Here is a 24,168-nt window from a genome sequence, read left to right as displayed (position 1 = left end):
GTTCTCTCTGAATCCTTTACTGCTTGTCATAAACTTGCCGATAGCGATTCACCATGCTATCGATTGAAAATTCCGCCTGAATCCGTCGAAGTGAAGCCTCGCCTAATTGCCGCCGTTTTTGGTTATCCGCCACCAAATCTTGCATCGCCAACGACAAACCCTCGATATCTTCCTTTTCTACCAGACAACCTGTCTGACCGTCCAGCACCAACTCGGGGTTGCCGCCGACGCGGGTAGCAATGACCGGCAAACCGCTCGCCATCGCTTCCAATATAGTATTGGAAATGCCTTCCGCCTTGGAGGGCAACACAAAAATATCTAAACTGCGTAGAATTTCCGGAATATCGTTACGCTCGCCTGGCAACCAGGCTTTATCGGCCAGTTTAGCCGCATTCAGCAATTCAATCGCTTCAGCACGCAATGGTCCGTCGCCGATCAAAAACAAACGAGTAATCCGCGCAAATTCCAGTGACTTTTCGCAGGCATCGATAAACGCCCTTACCAGTGTCAGCTGATCTTTAACGCCGTGCATGCGCCCGACGCTGCCTATTACCAGCTTTTGATCCAAATCCAGCAAGCAGGCTTCCGGTACCAGCCTATTTCCCAGCCGAGGATAAAAGATTTTGGTGTCGACACCGTTACAAATCCGGGTGATTTTTTTGGCGGGAATACCAACGCGCGTCAGCAAATAATCTTGCAAATGCTGCGACAGCGGAATGAAGCGGTGAATGATTAAACCTAAAATTCGCCGCAGCCATTGATATTTGACATTACTACCGTCAGGATCGAAGACATCCCAGCCATGCTCGCCATGTATTCTGTAGGGAACACCGGCAAGTAACGCACAAAGCTGATACTCGATCGCGGCCAGATTGCGGGTATGAACAATCGCCGGCCGCCATTGTTTCAGCAGACGATACACTTTATAAAAAGAAGCCCAATCTTGTCCGGGGCGTTTATGTAATTGATGGACAATCACATCTTGTCGGGTGATACGTTGACTGAAGTCTGTGCTTTCAGTCAAACAGATAATGGCGTGTCTATAGCTGCCTTCCGGCAGATTGTTGATGATATTGACCAGACCGTTCTCCAAGCCACCGATGCCTAGTCGATAAATGATATGAACAATCAACGGCGGCAAGGGCTTGGACATTATGCGGTCTCACCAGCCAATAAACGGCATAAATGCTGGCCGTTTTGTTCCCAGCTGAAACCATTTTTCACATAGCTGCGATTAACAACTGCCGATTCGCCCGACCGCTCCAGACACCGCAAAACACAGTCGGCAAATTCTTCCGCTACGTCGGCTATCATCACCTGCAAATCCACACCGCCCGGTATACCGTCCATCGCCGCCGAGGTAACGACTATTGGCTTAGCCATCGCCATCGCTTCCAGCACTTTGTTTTGAATACCTCTGGCAATCCGTAACGGCGCAACAACCACATCAGCGTGAGCCACATAGGGCCTGACATCCTCAACCCGACCGGTAACGATCACAGCGGGATCGTTTTCCGCCAGTTGCAATACTTCCCTGGCAGGTTTAGAGCCGACTATGTAAAAACGCACCTCCGGCCGACGGCTGTTAATACTAGGCAATACCTGCTCGGCAAACCACTTGACCGCATCGACATTGGCCCAGTAATCCATCGCGCCGGTGAATACAACAGATTTTTGTTCATTGGCAAATGGGATCGCATACGGCAAGTCGGGATCGAACCTATCGGTATCGACACCGTTGTTTACGAAGCCGATCTTGCCGGCGGACTCCGGCGCCAAGGTTTTGAACAAGCCAGCTTCTTGTTCGGATACGAATATTGTCGCATCGGCCAGCGCAGCGATACGACGCTCATAGGCCAGCAGTTTTTCCGCTTCGCGTCGGTAAATCCAACTCGCGGGCCAATTCTTACTCTGCGCGTATTGCCGCCATTTATCGGAATCGACATCGACAAAATCGGCCATCCAATGCAAATTGGTATATTTCTCAACGTATTGCGCCATCGGCGATGAAAAAATCATCACCCGTTCGATACCCTGTTCGCTGATAGTCTTGTCTACCCATTCCCGCAACTCTCGGTTACGGTAATACGGCAAACTCAAGGCTTCTCTACTCAGCAAACCTGTCAGACTCCTAATTTTGCCGAGTTTAGGATTTAAATCGATACAGCAAGTATCCTTGCAAAACGTTTTTAAGGCATCGACATGTTCCCAGTCATCCGGATCGTCGATAAAGGTACCGAGGAATATCTGGTATTCCGCCGCTAAAGCCTGCAAAAAGTGAAATGAACGAATCTTGTCACCCTTGTTAGGCGGATAGGGAATACGATGAACTAAATACAGTAATTTAGGCTTGGCCATCAGCCCAAATCCTTGGCAAGCCAAGGGCCAACCAACTGGCTAATTGGTAAAGGCAAACGTTTCCAGGCGGCAATAAATAAGCGGTATTTCGGGTTAAGCGGATTGATTTCCGGTATTTGTTTGGCCTTGACCAGATCGACTTCGTAATAGAGCGGCTCAGGCTCGAAACCCCAGTGTTTTTTAAAACGATACGAACCGGTGCCGACTTTGCTGCGGCCGTAATCAAAAACCCGGCAACCCTTTTCAACCGCGCGTCGCATTACTTCCCAGTACATAAAATCGTTGCCTTTCAAGTCTCGGGCCGCGTCGGTGCCGCCGCCGTAATAAGGCAAAACCTCACCCTTGAAATAAAAACTCATCACGCTAGCCACTAATTGGCCTTCGTGTTCTATTGTCAGCACTTCGCAACTCTCGCCGAATACATCCTGCAAAAGTTGAAAATACTTTTTCGGAAATACCGGGGTTCCCAGGTTTCTGACGCTTTCGGAATAAGCGCGATACAAACGCTCGACATTGTCGTCTATAACGCTGGTCAAACCAGCTTTGATGCCAGCCCGAACCATCGCGCGCTGCTTGCGCGGAATGGCATTCAGGTTTTTTTCGACATCCGGATCGAGTTCTTTTCTGAACGTTACATAGAGTTCTTTGTGCGGCCAATCCGGATGACGCTGTTGCTGATTCCTCATCTCCAGACTATCCACACCCAATTCCCTGGCCAATTGTTGCGCTTTACCCTGTAAAGCCGCAAAGGCTTCATCATTACTGGCAATAATGCCGCCATAAACGCAAAACGCGTTTGACACTAAAGAATTACCGAATAGTAAGCTGTTGACATGGGTCAACGGCAAAACACCGGTAATTTCACCATCTTGTTCGGTGTAGTAATAATAAGTGTCGTGTCCGAATGCCTGCATGATTACCTGCTGCCAAGCGGATAAATGAAAAAAGCTGCCATCGGCCGCAGCCATGACATAGTAATCCCAACGCTCGGCTTGGGCAGGCTCAAGTAATTTGATCATGACTAACTATGATGATTTGTCTGTTTGCTTGGTTAGAAACACATTCTGCATGGTATCCCAAGCAAAATCGGCAAGTAAGTTGTTAAGGCGATTTTGCATTCGGCCCAGATTCAGATAATGTCTGAACCGGGTTTTAAACGACAAATTGTGCTGTCGAGGCTGTTCGGGATCGATTTCCCAGGGGTGAAAATAAAAAATGCCGGATTGTTTTTCGTGATTGTTGATATAACGGTAAGCCCATTTCGAGACTTGATATGGATACAATCGAAAAAAGCCGCCGCCGCCGCATGGCAAATTGCGATCAAGTATTTTCAAAGTAGTAATCGGTATTTCCAACAAATTCGGCGCATTGTCAGGCCTGAACGCAAAGCGCGGAGCACCTGGCATACCGTATAAGTCATGCTTGACCGGGTAAATACTGGAACTGTATTGAAAGCCTTCGTCTTCCAGCACTTCCAATGCCCAGAGATTTTTGGCGCCAATCGAATAACTGGCGGCCCGATAACCCACCACAGACCGACCGCCAATATCTTCGAGAATTTGCCGGCTAATTCTGAGATCTTGTCGGAACTGCTCGAGCGTTTGTTCGGTGACACGAGTATGTTGATAACCGTGGGAAGCCAGCTCGTGACCATCGCTGACTATCCTTTTCACTAATTGTGGATAACGCTCGGCCACCCAGCCCAAAGTAAAAAAAGTCGCTTTTACCTGATGCTGATCGAACAAATCCAAAATTCTATGGGTGTTTTGTTCGACTCTATGCGGCAGACTATCCCATTGATTGCGAGCTATATGCGACTCGAACGCCGAGACTTGAAAATAGTCCTCGACATCGACAGTCATGGCATTGATTGGTGATTGCAGATTCATACCGATACTCAACCCGCCAACTGATAACGCCGTACAATTTCATCGACGATGCGATCCGCCGCCTTACCATCCCAATATTCAGGAATCCGGCCGCTCTTACCACCGGTATGCAAAATATCATCAACGCATTGCATGATTTTGACGGGATCGGTGCCGACAATAGTATTAGTGCCTTCCGTAATCGTGATAGGCCTTTCGGTATTTTCACGCAACGTCACGCACGGTATGCCCAATGCGGTCGTTTCTTCCTGCAATCCGCCGGAATCGGTCAACACCAAACGCGCCGATTGCATCAAACCCAACATTTCCAGATAGCCTACTGGTGGCAGCATGATGACTTTTTGTTCAGGCAAAGCCGCTAATAAACCCGCTTCGGCAATTTTCTGCTGGGTACGGGGATGAACCGGAAATATCACCGGTAGCTTTTCGCTGATGTCACCGACAACCCGAACCAAACGCGCTAATGTTTCAGGATCGTCGACATTAGAAGGCCTGTGCAAAGTCAGCAAGGCATAGGTTTTTTCCGAAACCGTCTGTTTAGCACCGTATCGTTGCAAAGTCTCCGACAAGGAAGAGGCCTGTTGGCAATTCGCCAGCAGCGTGTCGATCATCACATTGCCGGTGAAGCATATGCGCCGCTCGGCAATCCCTTCTTTCAGTAAATTATCCGCAGCCGCGCGTTCGGTGGTGAATAACAGATCGGAAAGCTGATCAGTCAAAATCCGGTTGATTTCTTCCGGCATTTCCCGGTCGTAACTTCGCAATCCTGCTTCTACATGAATCAGAGGGATATTTTTTTTGACCGCAACCAGACCGCAAGCGATAGTCGAGTTAACATCACCAACCACCAATACCGCGAATGGCTTCACCTCATCCAAAACCGGCTCAAAACGTAACATGATATTGGCAGTTTGCACCGCATGACTGCCAGAACCGACCCCCAAATCCTTATTCGGTTCAGGAATACCAAGCTGCTGGAAAAACGTATCTTTCATGGCTTGGTCGTAATGCTGTCCGGTGTGCACCAGATAAGGGATGACTAAATGATTAACGGCTTGCAATTGCCGGATAATCGGCGCCATTTTCATAAAATTCGGCCGCGCGCCTACCACACATACCAGAACCTTGGGTGTCATTTTTATTAATCCAGATGAGATGTATCGCTGTAAACGGTATCCATGTCCAACTGCAGCAAAATGGCTTTCCTGAGTAAAGCCTTCTCCTTGTTAACACTATTTCGCAAGTTGGTGACCGTATCTTCTAGCCGGGATATTCGGTGTTCTAAAGTATCGGCGTCGCCAACACTATAACGATGCGAGGATAATACCGAACCGTCAGTGCCTTCGTCTCCCGACTCCAATAACATTTCTTCTTTGACTTCAACGATCACCTTCGTGACAGCTTGTTCGTCCAATAGCGTTAATTCTTCCAGATAACCAAACAATAACAGCCTGTCACATAAGGAATTAATCCGCCTGGGAATACCACCGCTAAATTCGTGAATAGCTTCAAAAACACGATGCGTAAACTCTGGCGTTCCTCGCCAACCCGCCGTTTGCAAACGAAACAGGATGTATTCTTTGGTTTCTTCCAAATCGAGCGGATCGAGTTGAAAGGTTGAAACTATCCTTTGCTTAAGCTGCTCCATATCCGCAGCATAAATTGTCCGCTTTAACTCGGTTTGTCCGACTAAAAACACCTGAAAAACCGGATTACCATTGACATCCAGGTTGGTGAGCATGCGCAATTCTTCCAACGATTGCTTAGGCAGATTCTGCGCTTCATCAACAATCAATAACAATCGCCGCCCTTCTCTGGCTTTTTCAACGATAAATTTTTCAAAACCCGATAGCAAACTGGCTTTATCGCTAAGCGAATATGTAAAGCCAAAAGTCGACGCTGCCATTCGCAAGGTATCTTCTGGCCCAACTTGAGAGGTCATCATGACACCGATCAACAGCTTGTCTTTGTTCAAATTCTTGATCAAACTCTTGACCAGCATAGTTTTGCCAGTACCCGGCGAGCCGATGACCAACACAAAGCCTTCGCCTTGCGTCAAACCGTAATGCATATAAGCCAGTGCACGCTTATGTACCGAACTCTGGAAAAAAAAATCGGGGTCCGCGCTAAGCTGAAATGGTTTCTGAGTGAGATTATAGAAGCCGTCGTACATTTAGTATGTTATTAGAATTGCACGTTAAAGTTAGCCGTCGCCCGGTTTTCAATATATCCCCCAAACTGTGAGGATTCGGACATTTGGTTGATGTGTCGAAATTCAAGCCTGGTATTCATCAACAAAGGTCGACCAAGATTGATAGGGACTGCCCGGCTTACACCCAAGGCAACATCATATCTAGTATTGCTGGAGATACTTCCTTCTGTATGCTGCCACGACGGTTGTAAGTAAAAATTTAGCCTCGGCGCATATTGCCATTGCCAGCCACCTGAAATCCCATACGACATGTCCTCCCCGGCACGCAACTCATAAGTTCGACGTTCGTTAAAAACTGCAGCATTATAATTACTCTTACCAGTTTGATAGCTGAAAGACAAATTACCGCGTTTCCTAATAATTACGTCATTGACCAAGTCAAAAGGATTCTGAATGAGTTGAGAGAAATTTGGCCCCCTAATCAGATTACCCGAGGGGTCCAGGGCGAAAATTCTCTGTGAGATGAGATCTTGCTGTGATACTTGAACCAAGTTACCGCTAGCGTCCCTTTGGAAAAAACCTTGCTCCATCAGCAGCTGCTGAGTAGTAGTCGTCTCTTGAGAATAATTAAACCCAATGACAGCTTGTTTGACACGATAATTGAAATTAGCATCCCACGAATCGCCAGTATTGAGACCAACATCTTTATTGCGGTAAGTAATAGTCGACGTTAAATTACTAGACGGGTTGAACTGCATGGTGACATGTTTATTATTCCCGTAGCCTGCTTCCAGCGAATACCAACGACTGGGACTCCATCTAGCTCCAAAAGTATAAAAGAAGCCATTATTTATACTATTATTTAACGTCTGATAATCATTATTTTCAAAGCCAGCTTGACCAAATACACTAAACTTTTGATTAAAGAAATAGCGAGCATCGCCTTGGTATTGCTCGAAGCGCACATCCTGACCAGCGACTCTGCTTTGCTCTTGTGAGGAATAATTTAAGCCCCAACTTACCCTATTAAAAGCAGAACCGCTAGATAAGCGCGCTTGTCTGGTAAATGTATCCGAATCAGTTACAAAATTAGAGATCAATGGCGAAATAGTCGTTGCATTTGAATTATCGAATGAAGACCGGTTATAACCGACCTTAAACAGGCCATTGGCATATCGTCCAAAATGCGGCGTCCAATACGGCGAAATACTGAAAGTTTTATTTTCAACTCGCCCCCCATTCCCAGAAATATTGTCGGTAGTAATAAACGAATTACTGACATTCTGCTGACTTATTGAGCTACTGGTTTCTAAAAACAATGTGTTTCGAACAGCCTGATACAAAGAGCTCATATTAAGCTGATGATTTATATCAAGATCATCTCTACCGCCTGCGTTGTAAAGACTTTGCAAACGATAGCTTAAGTTAAACGTACTCCAAGGCGAGACACCATAAAGGGATAAGCCAGGGCTAATTTCGCTGACAAAGCCACTTTGCTTATTATTTTCCGATAAGTTCAAATTATCAGAAAAAATTTCACTTGCAGAGATGCTTGGCGTTAAGCGCCAGTCAAACCCCCAAGCAACATCCGAATGAAAAAAAAACCCGGCACTACCTATAAAAAAAACTGCTTTTAGTCTCCTGTTGAGGAGCAAATAACAATCACAAATGTCCATATTTTCCATAACCGTAATTATGACCGTATATATCTATCTCTTTTCGAGTTTTATTTAATAGAGTCATAACCACATCACAGTTACTCAATTTTGCAACCGATTCATTAACAACGCTTTGTGGAGTAACCTCCGCTGCAATTACCAATACAACTTGCCCGACTAACTCAGCCAATATTTGCGCTTGTGTTGCCACTAACAGTGGGGGGGAATCAAAAATCACAATACGGTCTTTATATCGGCGACTCACTTCCTCTGCAAACAAATACATCCGTTGACTTGATAGCAACTCAGTAGAATATTTATGTCTTTTTCCAGCAGTTATAATACTCAAATTAGGTAAATCGGTTTTTAACAAAATATCAGAAAAATTAACCTTATCATCCTCCAAATATTCTATTAACCCAAGCGGACTTTCTACTCCTAACTGCTTTGATATGCTGGGCTTCTCAACATCAGCGTCTATCAATAAGACACTTTTGTCTCTTTCATTGGCAATACTTAACGCCAAATTAATTGAGACAAAAGTCTTCCCTTCGCCTGGCAAACTGCTACAAATTAAAATGAGATTAGAGCGATTAATCCCATTATTTTCGGCCCCCTGTATATTATTTACGAGCGGCCTTTTGATAACTCTAAACTCTTCCGCCAATTGAGACTTCGCATTATTATTATTTATAAATCCGCTTTCTGCTAAATTACGCCAATCTATAACAACCTGTCGCTCCGATGAAGAGCCTACAGAGGTATCGCTCAGCTTATTTACCCCAACGTCACCCACTCCAACCGCACTTTTCAAGTTAGCGGAAGAGTTTTCGTGATTATCCTGGATAACCAACCCCTTGCTTCCGGCCTTTTTGAGCGCGTTTTCTATAATGCTCATATTTATACCTGTTTAAATCCAGCTCTATTTGAGTATCTCAAATACCATAACACCAATATAACTACTCATCAGAACCAGAAAAGTCCACACAAGCAACCAGTCAATATTATTAATCTGATTTATACCTTGAGACGTAAGAGAAACACTACCCAAGGAAGGAAGCCCTGTCACTAACCTTACTTGCCTAGCAGACATAAATACAGGTCGTATAAAATAAACCAAAAAAGCCACACCTAAACCGGCTAAAACGCTCGCCAACAAAGCCAATGAATAAAATAGTTTTCTATTCGGAAAACTCGGCTTATCGGGTTTACTGGGCGGATCTGCAACTTTAAACTTAAGCCTAGACGTCTGATCGTCCACCCGCTCGGTGATGTGCGCTTGCTCACGCCTATCTAATAACTCTGCATATTTGCCACTGATCGTTTCATAATCCCTATTCAAATTTTTCATCTCTGTTTCGATAGTCAACCTTTCGTTCAAGCCCTCTTCAAGCTTGCTTATCCTGTTACGAATTGACTCAACCAGAGTCTGGCTAGATGCAACTTCAGCCTGAGCGTTATCAAATCCCATTTTTAACGCCTGTACATACGGATTAGTCATTTTTTCCGCACCAATAGTGGTTTCCGACTCATCCTTTGCTTCAGCCTTGTCGCTTTTAGCTAGATCCTCTTGTTTTTTTAGCGTATCAATCAGTTTATCTATTTCAATAATTTCCGGATGACGTTCAGTATATTTAAGTAAAAGTTCGGTACGTTTATCTTTTAACGATTCTATCCTGGCATTGTCAGTCGACAAATTCTGTGTCGATACAGTTATCCCCCAATCTTCATCCGATTCCTGAATTTCAGAGACTTGCTCAGCTAATACATCCCGCCTCGAAATGGCTTGCTGAAGAGCCGTATTGGCATCTTGATATTGTTCTTTCATTTGCTGTAGACTTTGGAATTGATCAGATCCATTTAGCAAATCCATATTTGTTCTTTTAAATTCTTCTTTTGCTTTTTCAGCATCTTGCAATCTTATTTCGTAATCACGTATTTGCTGCTCAATAAATCGCTGCGCATCGCTGGCATCCGCTAATGCCTTTCCTTCGGCTTGTTCGGAAAAAACAGTTAGGACAGCCTGCACTACGCTTTTAGCAGTCTCAGGATCTTGAGAGGTAAATGCAATATCGAATATATCACCTCGCCCTCCGGCAATCGTAATATCTCTCTTCAAATTTTCGATTAATTCCGTTTTGGCAACCGCGCCTTCTTGCGACCGACTTAGCAGTGATAATTCGACAATTTTTTCCAAGTTAGGTCGAGTAAACATCAGTTGCTGAATAATTCTAATCAGCGCCGATACGTCTGGTTCGACAACCATACCTCTCATTAAAGGCCTGATGACCGTAGCTGAATCTATATGAACTTTTGCTCTTGACTCGAACTTATCAGGCATCAAAAAAATATAAGACCACGCCCCCACACAAACAACTAAGGCGAAAACAATCGCTAGGCGCTTATATTTTAGAGTTCCTTTTACGTAAAAATAAACTTCGGAAAGATCTTGCTGCATATTAACAGACCATCGGTTCTATTCTAAATTTGGCAAAAATGCCGCTCAACACATAACCCACATAATAATTTCTGTAAATCTCTAGAAATAAGCATCAGGGATAATCAAAATATCGCCGGGCATCATTAAAACGTTCGCGGATAAATCGACATTGTCAATTAAATCATCGATCCTGACACCAAACGACTTCAGGTCACCACTAACATTCCGGATAACACTAGCTCTGTTGCCATCAGCATACTGATTTAGACCAATCTTTATAATGACATCGAGAAGAGTCATCCCTCTCTCGTAGGGAATTGACTGGCCCTGATAACGTCCAACGCCGCCACCGCCACCGCCACCGCCACCGCCAGCCGAACCCCCACTACTACCGCCACCAATTCTGCCGATAACCTTAATTTGCTGAGTGCTAACTCCCTTAAAGCCACCAACCATAACAACTACTTGAGGACTTTTGACATAGGTTGCTAAGACCTTTTCAATATCACGAGCCAATTCAAAAGGTGTCTTGCCACTTGCTAACAATTCTTCCACCAGAGGTACTGTTATCTTGCCATCAGGCCTGACAGTGGCAGAAGTGGATAATTCTGGATTTCCCCATACAAATATATTTACACTATCCCCCGGGCCTATTTGATAAGTGTAATCTGAAGCTTGCTGCACGTCCTCCAACAAAGGTTGTGAACAGCCAAACAATCCTAACAAACCTATAATTAACATCCATCGACAAAATAATCTATTCATTATTAATATAATCATATTATATAAAATCCACTCATTTATTTGCAGAATGATCTATTTCTTGTAGCTTTTTCTTTGCATCATCTTTACCGGAAAAATCCCGCTTCTGCTTTTCTGACAAAGCAATAGCCTGTTTCAACTCTGATATTGCTGTTGCCTTATTACCGCTATTGTAATGAGCAATACCTAAATGATATCTAAACTCTGGCAACTTAGGCTCCTTAAGAACTAAAGACTCTAGCAATTTTAGCCCCTCAGGAGCGTTACCTGCTTTAACCAAACCCCAAGCATAGGTATCTTGAAAATAAGCATTCTCTGAGTCTTTAAACTTCTCCACCAACTGCAACCCTTTATTGATATCTTCAGCATTATTAGAATCTATCAATAAAGAGGCTAAATTATTATTAGCCAAATTGTTATCAGGAGACTTGGCAAGTAAATTTTCATAGAGTTTTCTAGCACTGTCCTTGTCATTAATTTTCTCATATAAACCAGCTAAAGCCATCAATATTTGCGGATCATCCTGATTGACTTTCAACCCTTCCAAATAGACGTTTTTCGCTGCCAACATATTATTGTTTACGATAGCTTCAATCCTAGCCAAAGCAAGATACGCTGCAACTGATTTTGGCAAACGCTTAATATGATCAGTCAATATTTTTTTTGCTTTACCATAATCTTTATCAGCCAAATAAAGATCCGTCAAAACTCCAACGATAGATAAATCATCGGGATGCTTATTATGATGAGCCTCTAGATATACAACCGCTTTATTACGCCCTCCAAGCGCCTCATAACTCCTCGCTAAATTAATCATCGAATTTAAATGCCCAGGAAAATCCTGAAGCACTTTGTCGTACAAAGCAATGGCTTCCACATATTTTTTCTTGCCTTGAAAAACATTAGCCTGCAAATATAAAGGTACAGCTTTGTCTTTTGAAAATAACGCTACACGCTGCACAACATTTTGGGCATCGTCCCATTTTTTCTCTAGAATATCTAACTCGGCCTTATTGATAAGAAATAAAGTTTGATTCGGCTTTACCGCCAGTGCCTTTTCCAAATATTGTCGTGCAGTTTCTCTTTGACCGGCTTGCAAATAACTGCCGTAAACCTGAATGAAAGCGCCCATATTGGCAGGGTTTGCTTCCAATGCTTGTTTAAAGTTCTTATCGGCCAATTTACGATCTTTCTTTACCAGATACGCCTGCCCAAGTAACGAATAAACATCGTCTGCACTCTTCTTGCTCCAAATAAGCTTATTAAGTAACTCAATTGCCTCATCTGTTTTATTTTGCACTAATAGCAAGCGCGCTTTAAGCAGATTTGCCTGAATGAACTCAGAGTTTGCACCAAGAATACTTCCTAACGCACTCTCGACCGTATCGTATTGTTTGTTAGCTAATGCCATCTCCGCAAGTATAGTTTGCGCCGCTAAGCCGGTATCGCTATTTTTTTCTAATTCGACAACCTGCTGTAAACCTTTTTTTGCCACTTCCGGATACGCAGAGGCCACCATCCATTTTGACAATTCCAACAATAAATTGGCTTGTTTTTGATAGTGACCAAGCATGCTCTCATATTCGCTAATTACACGATCTTTAGCCTTAGCGTTTAAAAACTCAAGCAATACAATTAAAGACTCAACATTATCCTTTTCTTTATCGACTCTTTCTCGCAATAAAGCCTCTGCCAAATCCAGCTTATTAGTCATAGAATAAATCGAAGCCAAACTCAACTTAAAATTACTATTATCCGGATATAGCTCTATAAGTTCTTTGTAGCCCTCTACCACGCTGTCAATGTTGTTTTGTGCCGCATTTATCCTAATTTTAAACAACCGAGCCGGCAAATTCTTATTATCTTTTTCTATAATTTTTTCCACTAAAGCTAATGCCTTGGATTTATCGTCCCTCTCATAATATATCGCCGCACTTATTGCTAACGCATCAATATTATCCGGATTGACCTTTAAAACCCCATTAACTATTTCGTCCGCCTGATCTTTCTTTGCTTGTCTAATATACACAGACGCTTTAAGCAGCTGCGCATCCACGCTGCTCGAATCAGCCTTCAAGACAGCTTCGGCCTGATCTAAGGCTTTTTCAAAATCACCAAAAAGAATATCTATTTTCCCCAGCTTTATTCTAGCATCTATTAAATTCGGCTCCAGCTCTAAGGCCCTAATTAAATTTTGTCGCATCGACTTAATATTATTAGCCTTCTCATCTAATAAAGCCATGTAGTAATAAGTCTCACCACGCTTATCATCATCCTGATTGGACGACTTTAATTCAAGAAAAGCTCTATCAAACTCGCCTTTTTCAAACAACTCCTTACCTTTCTGAAAATGATCCAGAGCCGCGTCTTCAGGAGAATTACAACCTATTAATAACACCACACCACACGCAATGCTTGCTATTTTATTTCGATTTGTCTTAGTCTGCCGCATTAACACTCATCACACTCCAAAAACATATTTATTTAGCACTTAAAAGCCACAAAAACTAAAAACACATACCAATTAGAAGTTAAACTATTTAACAATGCTTTCTTTAATCCACTGGTATAACTCACGCAAATCAGGATGCATACTATCTAAAACTGCTTGCGTGGTAATAAAATAGGGTGCTCGTATTCCATGATAATCAATATCTTTACCGACTCGCTGAAAATCGATCCCCGATCTATGCATCATTCTCGGCAGAAAAGGCTCCATCATCGCAAACACATTGGTACGGCTATCTAATTCGGTCAGCACTGTCGCCGCAAAAAAACAGGCAACAGCAATCGACGAAAAAGTCCTTTGCTCCTGGGGCGAGAATTGTAAGCCATTAATTTCACCAAAGCGTGTCAAAGTCTCGCCAGTTCGTCGGCGAAATGCACCGTCAACCGCCAATCGAGATATTTCGCATACGGAGCTCCTCTCAAGCATCAAATTGTCTATTAATTGCTGATCAAGACTCTCTCTACAATATTTTTCCAAAGGTAATGGCTTTTTTTCCCTGACACCAATGGCCGGCACCAACCTTACACAGCCGGCCGGCATCCCCGTTTGACGATGTGTTATCAAACAATGCCGTGAGTATTCATCGTAATCATCAATCTCACGCTGATCAGAAAAATGCTCGACGGACTCATATTTGAACTCCTCACAATAAACCCGATATCTGATCTGAAAGACCTGTTCCTTTTGAGCAGCACTCTCGGCAATATCCACCTTAAAATAGTGACTGAAACTTTCCGTCAACGATGGCTTATGCACAGCATCCATTGTTTTTCTCTCTCAAAGACATGTTTATCTATAAGTACTTGTCGATATCATGAGCCTTAATCCCCCACGCCAACAAATGTTCGATACGATCGTTTGCGAGCCCTAGCCGGTTCGACATAGCTTGAAACAGCGCCTTCAAAAAAAGATATCCCTGCACGGGATGATCATCCAAATAGACACTTAGCATATCGCTGCGAACTTCCAGCAAACAAACATCAGTCAACGAAACAACCGAGGCAGTTCTTTCCTTCGCCTCATATAAGCAGACGTCCCCAAAAATAGCACCCGCCTCCAAATCGCACAAGCCCGGGCTTATACGGCGATGACCATCCAACTCTGCCCCTCCTAACACTCTAACCACTCCCTCTTCAAGGAAAAACAAAGTCTTCCCTTCATCACCTTTTTGCACAATCGTCTCACCCGCACTCACTCGATATCGTTTCCAACTGACACCTTCGGTGAACGGTGTATTAGCTAACAAATCACTAAATAGATGTTTCATGTCCGCCCAAATTTACAAAATAAAGCAGTCGGCCTACCGTGTTTATGGTCGTTATAATATGAAGCAACCTTATTAACTCCGTAAACAAATCAATACAACATGGAAAGCTACATATATTTCAGCTACTTAAGTGCCACTGTTGCTTATAGCCTTTTATTGTTATTTGCTTGTATTAAGAAAAACCGTCACTTCCCATTCATCGTAGCAGTTTTTTGCTCACTGATATGGTCAGCAAGCGTGATAATCGCAACGAAAAACAGCCATTTTTTCTTTGCCGACACTCTCACGTACGAGACCATCCGCAATGCTGCATGGTTTTTTCAAGTCAGCGCGCTACTATCCAAACAACGACATAACAACTACAAGCAGATATTTAAATCCAAAATCAGCGTTATCGCCATTCTATTTATAGCCTCGGTACTTATTATAGAAACTTTTCCAAACTCTCTAGCTTTGATTAGAGACACACTGGACGTTGACCCACGCTTTGCTTCTCACGTCATATTTGCGGTTTTCGGGCTTATTTTAGTTGAACAACTCTATCGCAGCACCCCTTTGAAGCAACGCTGGAACCTAAAGTTCCTTTGCATAAGCCTTGGCACCCTATTTGCTGTAGATTTACTGGTTTATAGTAAATCGCTACTATTTAATACATTAGATTTCGCTCTATGGCAGTCACGCGGCGTAATCAACGCACTGATGACCCCGTTTCTAGCAATTACATCAAGCCGCTTGAAGCTTAACAGCGACAATGCAGAACTGACAACACCCCGCAAAACTATTTTTTATACAACCATTTTGTTTGGCTGCGGCATCTACTTAATTCTGATGTCTTTCGCCGGTTTTTATATCAAAAATGCAAATGCTGAATGGGGCGAAGCCGCTCAGACACTATTTATTTTCCTCGCCATTCTCCTGCTTATTACCCCTTTCACTTCCGGCAAAATCAGAGCATTAATCAAGGTCTACTTCAGCAAACATTTTTTCCACTACAGTTACGATTATCGCGAAGAGTGGCTAAAAATCAGCAAAGCCCTTGCTAAACTTGAATCCTTGGAGGAATTAAAGGGATTCATAATCACCACGTTAACCGAACTTGTCGAAAGTGCAGGCGGAGGTTTATGGTTAAAAAATGATCAAGGTCATTTTTTTTTAGCCGCCGAGCAAAATCTGAAACTAACGCCTCAAGAAATCGAGTACTTGCGCAACATAGACGAACTACCTCTCTATCTAGCGAACAAGCAATGGGTAATCGATTTTTTTGAACTTGCTCATGCCCCCGAAGTTTACGACGACATAGATTTGTCTCCCTGGTGCTATGAAGATAGTCAGGTTTGGCTAATTGTACCCCTATTTCACCTGAATCGACTCGAAGCTTTCGTCGTGCTCACCCAAGCTAGAGTCCCCAGAAAACTTGATTGGGAAGATCACGACCTATTAAAAACAGTCGGCATGCAACTTGCCAACGCACTTGCGCTCAACAAAGCCAGTGAAGAGCTTGCCAACAATCGCCAATTTGAAACCTACCATCGCCTATCGGCCTATCTGGTGCACGATTTGAAAAACCTGGTTGCCCAAATTTCGTTGATTGTTAGAAATGCCGAAAAACATAAGCATAATCCCGATTTCTTCGACGATACCATCGACACGCTCAATAACGTCGTCAAAAAAATGCACCACATCGTCGACCAATTAAAACAGGGCGAAACTAACGCCAGAGCCACCACTTTCGTCAACCTAGTGGAGTTGGTTAGCGATATTGCCCAACAACATATTGGCACGCCAGCCATACAATTAACCATCGATATTGATGACTGCGTGATTACAGCGGACAAAATCAAGCTCAGCAATATTCTGACAAATTTACTGCAAAACGCCCAAGATGCCACAACCGGTAAAGAGGGTTGGGTTAAGCTTGAATTAACAAAAAACCATGACTATGCTGTGATCAAAATCATCGATAACGGCACCGGCATGGATCAACAATTTATCGCCGAACGCTTATTCAAGCCATTTGACACCACAAAAGGCAATGCCGGCATGGGCATTGGCGCTTATGAAGCTCGGGACTATATTCTCAAGCAAGCCGGCCATATTCGTGTCGACAGCCAAACAGGCCAAGGCACAACCTTCATGATTCAGTTACCATTAGCAAACAAGCTTCTATAAGTTAGGGCAAAATGACCAATTCTAAATTACTGTTGATCGTTGAAGACGATCCTGGTTTACAAAAGCAACTCAAGTGGAGCTTCGAAAAATACGAGGTTGTTATCGCCAACAATAGAAGCGAAGCAATAGCCGCTATTCGACGCCATACCCCCAGCGTAGTGACACTGGATCTTGGCCTCCCGCCAGATCCTACCAATGCCAGCGAAGGCTTGGCCGCACTGAAGGAAATTCTCGCGCTGGCCCCATCCACCAAGATCATCGTGGTGACTGGCAATGACGACCGCGCCAATGCCATTCATGCCGTTGCTTTGGGTGCATACGACTTTTACCAAAAGCCTGTCGACCCCGACGTACTGGGTTTGATCATCGAAAGAGCGTTCCAGCTCGACGCGTTAGAACGCGACTACCACACCTTACAACAGCAAAAACCCTTGACCGGCATTATTGCCACCAGCCCGCAAATGCAGGCAGTCATGCGCATGGTCGAAAAAATTGCCCCTACTCAAGCCACTGTGTTGCTGATCGGCGAAAGCGGAACCGGCAAAGAGCTATTGGCAAAAGCCTTACACCGCTTAAGCTCGCGGGCGAATCAGCCTTTTGTTGCCGTCAATTGCGCAGCCATCCCGGAAACGTTGTTGGAAAGTGAATTATTCGGTTACGAAAAAGGCGCTTTTACCGGTGCGGTCGCCCAAACCAAAGGTAAAATCGAATATGCTCAAGGCGGCACCTTCTTTCTTGATGAGATCGGCGATCTACCTTTCGCGCTGCAAGCCAAACTTCTCCGCTTCATTCAGGAACGAGTCATCGAACGTCTGGGAGGCCGAAAGGAAATTCCAGTCGATGTCCGTATCATTTGTGCGACACACCGCCATCTTCCGGACCTTATCAAACAAGGCAATTTCCGAGGCGATTTGTATTACCGGCTCAGCGAAATCGTGGTAGACATCCCGCCTTTACGTGAACGCGAAGGCGACATCATCACGATAGCCAACGTATTGCTGCAACGCTACTGCCGGGAAAACCACAGCAAGGAAAAACATTTTTCCCACGACGCCGCTCACGCCATGGAAGCCTATAGTTGGCCGGGAAACATCCGTGAGATGGAGAACAAAATTAAACGCGCGGTGATCTTGTCCGACAGCAATTTCGTTACCTCCGAAGAATTAGAGATCCAAACCGACCACGATAATTCTATGCCGCTCAATCTAAAAGCGGTACGGGAAGCCGCCGAGACCATTGCGATCAAACGCGCATTGGTCTATGCGGATAACAATATATCCGAAGCGGCCAAATTATTGGGAGTTACTCGACCGACTTTGTATGGCTTATTTGAGAAATATGGATTGCAAGCCATGATCCGTCACCATATAGAGGACTGAGGATGGCCGCGGACCGGACCAACACTCCTCTTGTGGCTTGTCAAATCACATCCTTGACACAAATGAAATAACACCAATCTGTCTTAGTTGACGCGACCCGAATCTGGCCGGAAGCGCGTCCATCAACTCGGAGTACAAGCGGTAATCGTTTCTATAATCCTGCTGCCATAATGGATTTTCCAGAATCCGGCTAACATTCAATCGATAGGGAGTCCGCTGCCCGCGATGATTGCAGGGATGGCCTATTTGCCGCATCTCGAACCCCTCCTTGTTGACAAAATAAGCCAACGCGGGCGTCACCAAAATATACCAATGCGCAATATTATTTTGCGCCGAATAGACTACCGCAGCCCGGTAAAGCCCCCACATAATACTGCGATTCAAATTTCGATGATCATGAAGAAAACTGACATTGCGATTTCCCTCGTCAACGCCATAAGCCCTTGGCTTATATCGCCTAGCTTCTTTGAGAACACACAACCTGGAAATTTCGATGGCATGCTTATAGCTAGTACGAGATGGCTTTTCGTGCAAATTACATCTTTCCTGGAAAGGAAAGCCGTAATCTTTATGCCGAACCAATCTTAACGCACCCAGCCACTGCCCCGTGAATTTATGACGCACCAAAAAATGAACGGCGTCGTTGTCCCATTCATCGGTCTCCTGCCTATCCGGAAACCGTTCCTTGTCCTCAAAGCCCATTTCATCGCAATAAACTTGGTATCTGAGCCTATAGTGGATTTCTTTGCTTTCAGGCGTATCGGCTAGAAAAACCTCAAAACAACTGTCAAACGAAAGTTTCTGTCGAATCAAGAGGCACCTTTTTTATAAAAATATCCCTCGCAAGTTCAAATAGCTAACGCTACTTCATCCCGCACCTTGATAACGATGGTATAACAAATCGATTAATTTTCAAGCTATTTTGTAAAAAAATTCGACACTCGATCATCCCTTATTTTTTGACTTTCCGCATCGAATCATCATGCATTCCAGCGCAAATCCAGCGTAAACGGATAGTCTTTATTCAGTTGCTCAGACGGCAATTCCAACAGGGTCTCGGTCGGCGTGTGGCCGTGTTGCCAAAAGCGGCTGACTCGCCGGCCTTCGGCTTCATAAGCATTGACCGGTAAGGTATCGTAATTACGCCCCCCCGGATGACTGACGTGATAAATGCAACCGCCAATAGCACGGCCATTCCAGGTATCCACCAGATCAAACACCAGCGGCGCCTGCACACCGATAGTGGGGTGTAACGCCGACGGTGGATTCCAAGCCCGGTAACGAATCCCAGCGACCATTTCCCCTTGCTTGCCAGTGGCATGTAACGGCACTCGACGACCATTACACGTCAGCGCGTAGCGTTCGCCCATCGCGCCGTTAAGTGTGACCTGCAAACGCTCCACCGATGAGTCAACATAGCGGGCAGTACCGCCGCTGGTAATTTCCTCGCCCAGCACATGCCAAGGTTCGATAGCCTGATACAAATCCAGCTGCAAATCGTCGACCCGCAAGCTACCTATCCTCGGAAACCGAAACTCCAAAAACGGCGCAATCCACTCCGCCTTGAACTCGTAACCGGCATTTTGCAAATCTCGAGCGACATCGTAAATATCGCTGGCGACAAAATACGGCAACATGAAGCGGTCGTGCAATTGCGTACCCCAACGCACTAAAGGCTTTTTATAAGGTTCACGCCAAAACCAGGCCACCAAGGTCCGCAATAGCAACATTTGCATCAGGCTCATCCGCGCATGCGGCGGCATTTCGAAAGCGCGCAATTCCAAAAGCCCCAGCCGTCCGGCATCGGCGCCCGGCGCGTAGAGTTTGTCGATGCAAAATTCGCTACGGTGAGTATTGCCGGTCATGTCCACCAACAAATTGCGCAACAATCTATCCACCAGCCACGGCGCGGTGACCTCGCCATCCGGCATTTGTTGAAAAGCGATTTCCAGTTCATACAGACTGTCATTACGCGCCTCGTCGACTCTGGGTGCCTGGCTGGTCGGGCCGATAAACAAGCCGGAAAACAAATAGGATAAGGCCGGATGATGCTGCCAATAGGTGACCAGGCTACGCAGTAAATCCGGGCGCCGCAGAATTGGACTGTCCGCCGGGGTGATACCGCCCAATGTGACATGGTTGCCGCCTCCTGTACCGGTATGGCGACCGTCCAACATGAATTTCTCGGTACCGAGCCGAGTCAACCGCGCCAATTCGTAAAGTGTGGTCGTGTTATGCACCAGTTCTTGCCAACTGGCCGCCGGGTGAATATTCACCTCGATCACCCCCGGATCGGGCGTAACCGGCAAACGAGTCAGCCGCAAGTCGTGCGGCGGTTGATAACCCTCGATCACCACCGGCATCTTCAAAGCCGCCGCAGTCGCCTCCACCGAGGCGATGATGTCGAGATAATGCTCCAGCTCATTGGTCGGCGGCACGAACACATATAAACGACCGTCGCGGGTTTGCACCGATAACGCGGTGTGCGGCGTCCATTCCGGATCGTGCGGCGTATCGTCGTCGGCCGCCTCCATCTCGGTAGGATGAGACTCCTGCTTGGCCGTCTGGCTGTAACGGCGGCTGACCTCTGAATCGATATCGCCCAAAGGCTCCACTGCCTCGTAAAGACTACGCTCATGGGCGTGATCGCGATTTTCGAACGGCACCCACGGTAGGCTATTCAACGGTAAGCGTAGACCCATCGCCGAATCGCCGGGCACCAGGAACATTTCGCCACGGCGAAATTCCCAAGCGCTGCTGCTCCAGGAGCCAAGCTGATAACTCCAATGCAAGGGCAGCACATAACCGACCGGCGCGCCCAGATCGGCACTCAGCAGCTTGGCCAAGCGTTGCCTTTCCAAATCGTCCTTCAAATCAGCTTGCAAGGGGTCGAGATTATTGGGCACCAGACCTTCCTGCAATAAGTAGTACAAGGGGTCTTCGTAGCCGGGGCGAATATAACCGCCCTTCAAGCCCAATCGTTTGGCCAGATCGCGGATAAAGGCTTCCGCCTGTTCGCCGCTAAAACCATAATCGCGATTCTCGTCCGCCAGCAAGGCCGGATTTTTCCAGATCGGTTTAGCGTCCTTGCGCCAGAAACACGCCAGTTGCCAGCGCGGCAAGGGCTCGCCCGGATACCATTTACCCTGACCGAAATACAACAAGCCGCCGGGCGCGAAACTATCGCGCAGCCGCCTGACCAACTTGCCGGCCAGCTTGCGTTTTTCCTCGCCATCGGCCGCCGTATTCCATTCCGGCGCGTCCATGTTATCGATAGAGACAAACGTCGGCTCGCCCCCCATCGTCAAGCGCACATCGCCTGCTTCCAGCTCGGCATCGACTTTTTCGCCCAGCCGTTCTATCTCGGCCCACTGCCTATCGGAATAAGGTTTGGTGACGCGCGGGTCTTCGTGGATACGGCTGACGCGGTTGGAAAAGTCGAAAGTCGTCTCGGCCTTGCCGATAAATCCGCCGCTAACCGGCGCCGCACTGACATAATCGGCCGTGCAGGCTAACGGTATATGCCCTTCGCCGGCGAATAATCCCGAGGTTGGATCGAGACCGACCCAACCGGCGCCCGGAATATACACTTCGGCCCAGGCATGCAGGTCGGTGAAATCGTGATCGGTGCCGGAAGGACCGTCCAACGATTTGACGTCCGCCACCAACTGCACCAGATAGCCCGAAACAAAGCGCGCAGCCAAGCCCATCTGCCGCAACACCTGCACCAATAACCAACCGGAATCGCGGCAAGAGCCTAGTTTCTTTTCCAGGGTTTCCTCGCAGGTCTGCACGCCGGCTTCCATCCGAATCGCGTAATTAACCGCCTGATTTACGGCCTGATTGATACCGACCAGAAAATCGACGATGCCTTGCTTATCGTGCTTCAAGCCAACCAAAAAGGTTTGCAGCAACGGCCCCTGCTCGCGAATTTCCAGGTACGGTGCCAGTTCCTTGGCCAGTTGTTCCGGATAAGCAAACGGATAGTGCTCGGCATACTCTTCCAGAAAAAAATCGAAAGGATTGATCACCGTCATTTCCGCGATCAGATCCACTTCGATCGAAAACTCGGTGGTTTTTTCCGGAAACACCAGGCGCGCCAGATAATTACCGAACGGATCTTGCTGCCAATTGATGAAATGCTTTTCCGGTTTGATCGTCAAGGAATAGGCGCTAACCGGCGTGCGCGAGTGCGCGGCCGGCCGCAGCCGCAGCACATGCGGCCCTAGCTGAACCGGATGATCGTAGTGATAGCTGGTTTTATGATTGATCGCGACCCGGATACTCATGCCGCCACCGGGTTAGCTGCTTCGCTTTCCGCTTGCAACAACCGCAGGCTTTCCTCGACACCCGCGGCATGCGTCAATTCGGCGACATTTTGCTTGGTAAAAAAGCCGTCGAAATCACCGAAACGCTGCACATATTCGACGATCAACGAGGAATGCTCAGAGGCGCTGGAAAAAATCTGCTTCAACCCCTCCTCTCTCGAACCGATCACATCCAGCAGAAAATCCTTGCCTCTGGCCCGGATAGCCTGCACCACATAATCAATATTGGCCTGGCCGTTGATCTCGCCGTCGGCCACTTCCAAGGCTAGATGGTGCAAGCGCGGTCCATAATTGCGCACAAAACTTTCGGTCGGCGACGGCAAACCCACCAGATGATTGACGAAATAAGGCTGATTGGCGGCAGTAAACACTTTGGCCGGACTGATCCGCTCCTCGTGGTAATGGATGCTTTTGGTCACATTAGTAGACGAATTTTGACTGGCAATATCATAAGAACCCCAGTAGTAATAACTGGACAGCGTTAAATATTCCAATATCGCCATTTCTCGGTTCTGACTATAAACCCGAGTGGCCAGATGATCGATGGGCTTGATTAACTTATCCAAACCCAATTGTTCCTGAATCTCCTTAGCCTGCAGATAAGCGCGATTGACGTCGTCGAAAATCACACTGTTACCCAACGCGTAGACCCGCATGTCTTCGATCGGCCGCTCCCAGTAAGCGACGACGTTGTGGGTATACGGCGAGGGCTTGACCATCGCCAGATTGCCCGGCAATTCCAACTTGCGGATCTGATCCTGATTGAAGAAACGGATTTCCCTGGCCTTTTGTTGCTCAACCACTGCCTGCAGATTGCTGACTCGAAAAATTTCACCCATGTAACGCGAGTTGGGTTTATGAGCGCCGATCGGAAATCCCTCGTTTAGGGTGCGAAAAATGTCGCTCCGACTAGGATCGCGCACTTCCCGCACCAACAGATCGGGCGATTCCATATCGATCCGCAGCACATGAGTCCAGTGGCTTTCCGACTCCAGCGTCACTAAATAGTGATAAGGCGTCATTAAGGCCAGTTCGCTGATATACGCTGTCGAACAACCCGGCTCTACCGTGAGCATCAACGCGTCGATTTCACGGATCATTTCGGTCAAACCGGTACGATCACGATTTTCCAACAAACTGACCAAAAACTCGTCGAACCAGGCCGAGTTGGCCTTATCGCCCTGCTTGGGGTGGATCAGTGAATTTATCATCCATTTACCTCTGGCACTTTAACTGAGCAAATTTATCCGGCAACAA

General features: G+C 46.2%; 18 protein-coding genes. 2 read left to right on the top strand and 16 right to left on the bottom strand.

Annotated elements, in window-relative coordinates:
* Positions 1–16: 16 nt before the first annotated feature.
* The 13 genes from QZJ86_RS05100 to QZJ86_RS05040 all read right to left on the bottom strand — a co-directional run bounded on the left by QZJ86_RS05100 (position 17) and on the right by QZJ86_RS05040 (position 15,035).
* Positions 17–1,153 (bottom strand): TIGR03088 family PEP-CTERM/XrtA system glycosyltransferase, encoded by a 1,137-nt coding sequence (locus tag QZJ86_RS05100; protein WP_301936985.1) that lies wholly within the window; start codon positions 1,151–1,153, stop codon positions 17–19.
* Positions 1,153–2,358 (bottom strand): TIGR03087 family PEP-CTERM/XrtA system glycosyltransferase, encoded by a 1,206-nt coding sequence (locus tag QZJ86_RS05095; protein ID WP_301936984.1) that lies wholly within the window; start codon positions 2,356–2,358, stop codon positions 1,153–1,155. Before QZJ86_RS05095 ends, QZJ86_RS05100 begins: the two co-directional genes overlap by 1 nt.
* Positions 2,358–3,377, bottom strand: coding sequence for a FemAB family XrtA/PEP-CTERM system-associated protein (locus QZJ86_RS05090; protein ID WP_301936982.1), 1,020 nt, complete (start codon positions 3,375–3,377; stop codon positions 2,358–2,360). The genes QZJ86_RS05095 and QZJ86_RS05090 overlap by 1 nt, the downstream gene beginning before the upstream one ends.
* 6 nt (positions 3,378–3,383) lie before the next feature.
* Complete coding sequence (locus tag QZJ86_RS05085; RefSeq protein ID WP_301936981.1) at positions 3,384–4,247, bottom strand: XrtA system polysaccharide deacetylase; 864 nt, start codon at positions 4,245–4,247, stop codon at positions 3,384–3,386.
* 8 nt (positions 4,248–4,255) lie between these two features.
* On the bottom strand, positions 4,256–5,383 hold the full coding sequence (gene wecB / locus QZJ86_RS05080; RefSeq protein WP_301936979.1) for a non-hydrolyzing UDP-N-acetylglucosamine 2-epimerase: 1,128 nt from the start codon (positions 5,381–5,383) through the stop codon (positions 4,256–4,258).
* A gap of 5 nt (positions 5,384–5,388) precedes the next feature.
* The gene (locus tag QZJ86_RS05075; protein WP_301936977.1) at positions 5,389–6,420 is read right to left on the bottom strand and encodes an XrtA/PEP-CTERM system-associated ATPase; all 1,032 of its coding nucleotides are present in this window, start codon (positions 6,418–6,420) and stop codon (positions 5,389–5,391) included.
* 11 nt (positions 6,421–6,431) lie between these two features.
* Complete coding sequence (locus QZJ86_RS05070) at positions 6,432–8,084, bottom strand: TIGR03016 family PEP-CTERM system-associated outer membrane protein (RefSeq protein ID WP_301936975.1); 1,653 nt, start codon at positions 8,082–8,084, stop codon at positions 6,432–6,434.
* Entirely contained in the window at positions 8,062–8,955 is an 894-nt protein-coding gene (locus tag QZJ86_RS05065) for an XrtA-associated tyrosine autokinase (RefSeq protein WP_301936974.1), read from the bottom strand. Before QZJ86_RS05065 ends, QZJ86_RS05070 begins: the two co-directional genes overlap by 23 nt.
* Before the next feature lie 24 nt (positions 8,956–8,979).
* Positions 8,980–10,515 carry an XrtA system polysaccharide chain length determinant gene (locus QZJ86_RS05060; RefSeq protein ID WP_301936973.1) on the bottom strand — a complete coding sequence of 512 codons (1,536 nt, stop codon included), beginning with the start codon at positions 10,513–10,515 and terminating at the stop codon, positions 8,980–8,982.
* An 81-nt stretch (positions 10,516–10,596) separates the two neighbouring features.
* Complete coding sequence (locus QZJ86_RS05055) at positions 10,597–11,262, bottom strand: polysaccharide biosynthesis/export family protein (protein ID WP_301936971.1); 666 nt, start codon at positions 11,260–11,262, stop codon at positions 10,597–10,599.
* Between the two features lie 31 nt (positions 11,263–11,293).
* Entirely contained in the window at positions 11,294–13,711 is a 2,418-nt protein-coding gene (locus QZJ86_RS05050; protein WP_301936970.1) for a tetratricopeptide repeat protein, read from the bottom strand.
* Positions 13,712–13,795: 84 nt separating this feature from the next.
* Positions 13,796–14,533, bottom strand: a complete 738-nt coding sequence (locus QZJ86_RS05045; protein ID WP_301936969.1) for a PEP-CTERM/exosortase system-associated acyltransferase — start codon at positions 14,531–14,533, stop codon at positions 13,796–13,798.
* 28 nt (positions 14,534–14,561) lie between these two features.
* Complete coding sequence (locus QZJ86_RS05040) at positions 14,562–15,035, bottom strand: Crp/Fnr family transcriptional regulator (RefSeq protein ID WP_301936967.1); 474 nt, start codon at positions 15,033–15,035, stop codon at positions 14,562–14,564.
* 99 nt (positions 15,036–15,134) lie between these two features.
* On the opposite strand from QZJ86_RS05040, the gene prsK reads away from it, so the two are divergent.
* Both prsK and prsR read left to right on the top strand, forming a co-directional pair.
* Entirely contained in the window at positions 15,135–17,204 is a 2,070-nt protein-coding gene (gene prsK, locus QZJ86_RS05035) for an XrtA/PEP-CTERM system histidine kinase PrsK (protein ID WP_301936965.1), read from the top strand.
* A gap of 11 nt (positions 17,205–17,215) precedes the next feature.
* The gene (prsR, locus tag QZJ86_RS05030; protein WP_301936963.1) at positions 17,216–18,583 is read left to right on the top strand and encodes a PEP-CTERM-box response regulator transcription factor; all 1,368 of its coding nucleotides are present in this window, start codon (positions 17,216–17,218) and stop codon (positions 18,581–18,583) included.
* A gap of 45 nt (positions 18,584–18,628) precedes the next feature.
* On the opposite strand, the gene QZJ86_RS05025 is transcribed toward prsR, so the two are convergent.
* From QZJ86_RS05025 to QZJ86_RS05015, 3 genes are all read right to left on the bottom strand, one after another.
* Positions 18,629–19,396, bottom strand: a complete 768-nt coding sequence (locus QZJ86_RS05025) for a PEP-CTERM/exosortase system-associated acyltransferase (protein ID WP_301936961.1) — start codon at positions 19,394–19,396, stop codon at positions 18,629–18,631.
* Between the two features lie 167 nt (positions 19,397–19,563).
* On the bottom strand, positions 19,564–22,872 hold the full coding sequence (locus QZJ86_RS05020) for a transglutaminase family protein (RefSeq protein WP_301936959.1): 3,309 nt from the start codon (positions 22,870–22,872) through the stop codon (positions 19,564–19,566).
* Positions 22,869–24,122: a hypothetical protein gene (locus tag QZJ86_RS05015; RefSeq protein ID WP_301936958.1), complete on the bottom strand. Its 1,254-nt coding sequence runs from the start codon at positions 24,120–24,122 to the stop codon at positions 22,869–22,871. The genes QZJ86_RS05020 and QZJ86_RS05015 overlap by 4 nt, the downstream gene beginning before the upstream one ends.
* Positions 24,123–24,168 lie beyond the last annotated feature (46 nt).

This window comes from Methylomonas montana (assembly GCF_030490285.1).
In the GTDB taxonomy this organism is placed as follows: Bacteria; Pseudomonadota; Gammaproteobacteria; order Methylococcales; family Methylomonadaceae; genus Methylomonas; species Methylomonas montana.
This window is presented reverse-complemented; position numbering and strand designations above follow the sequence as displayed.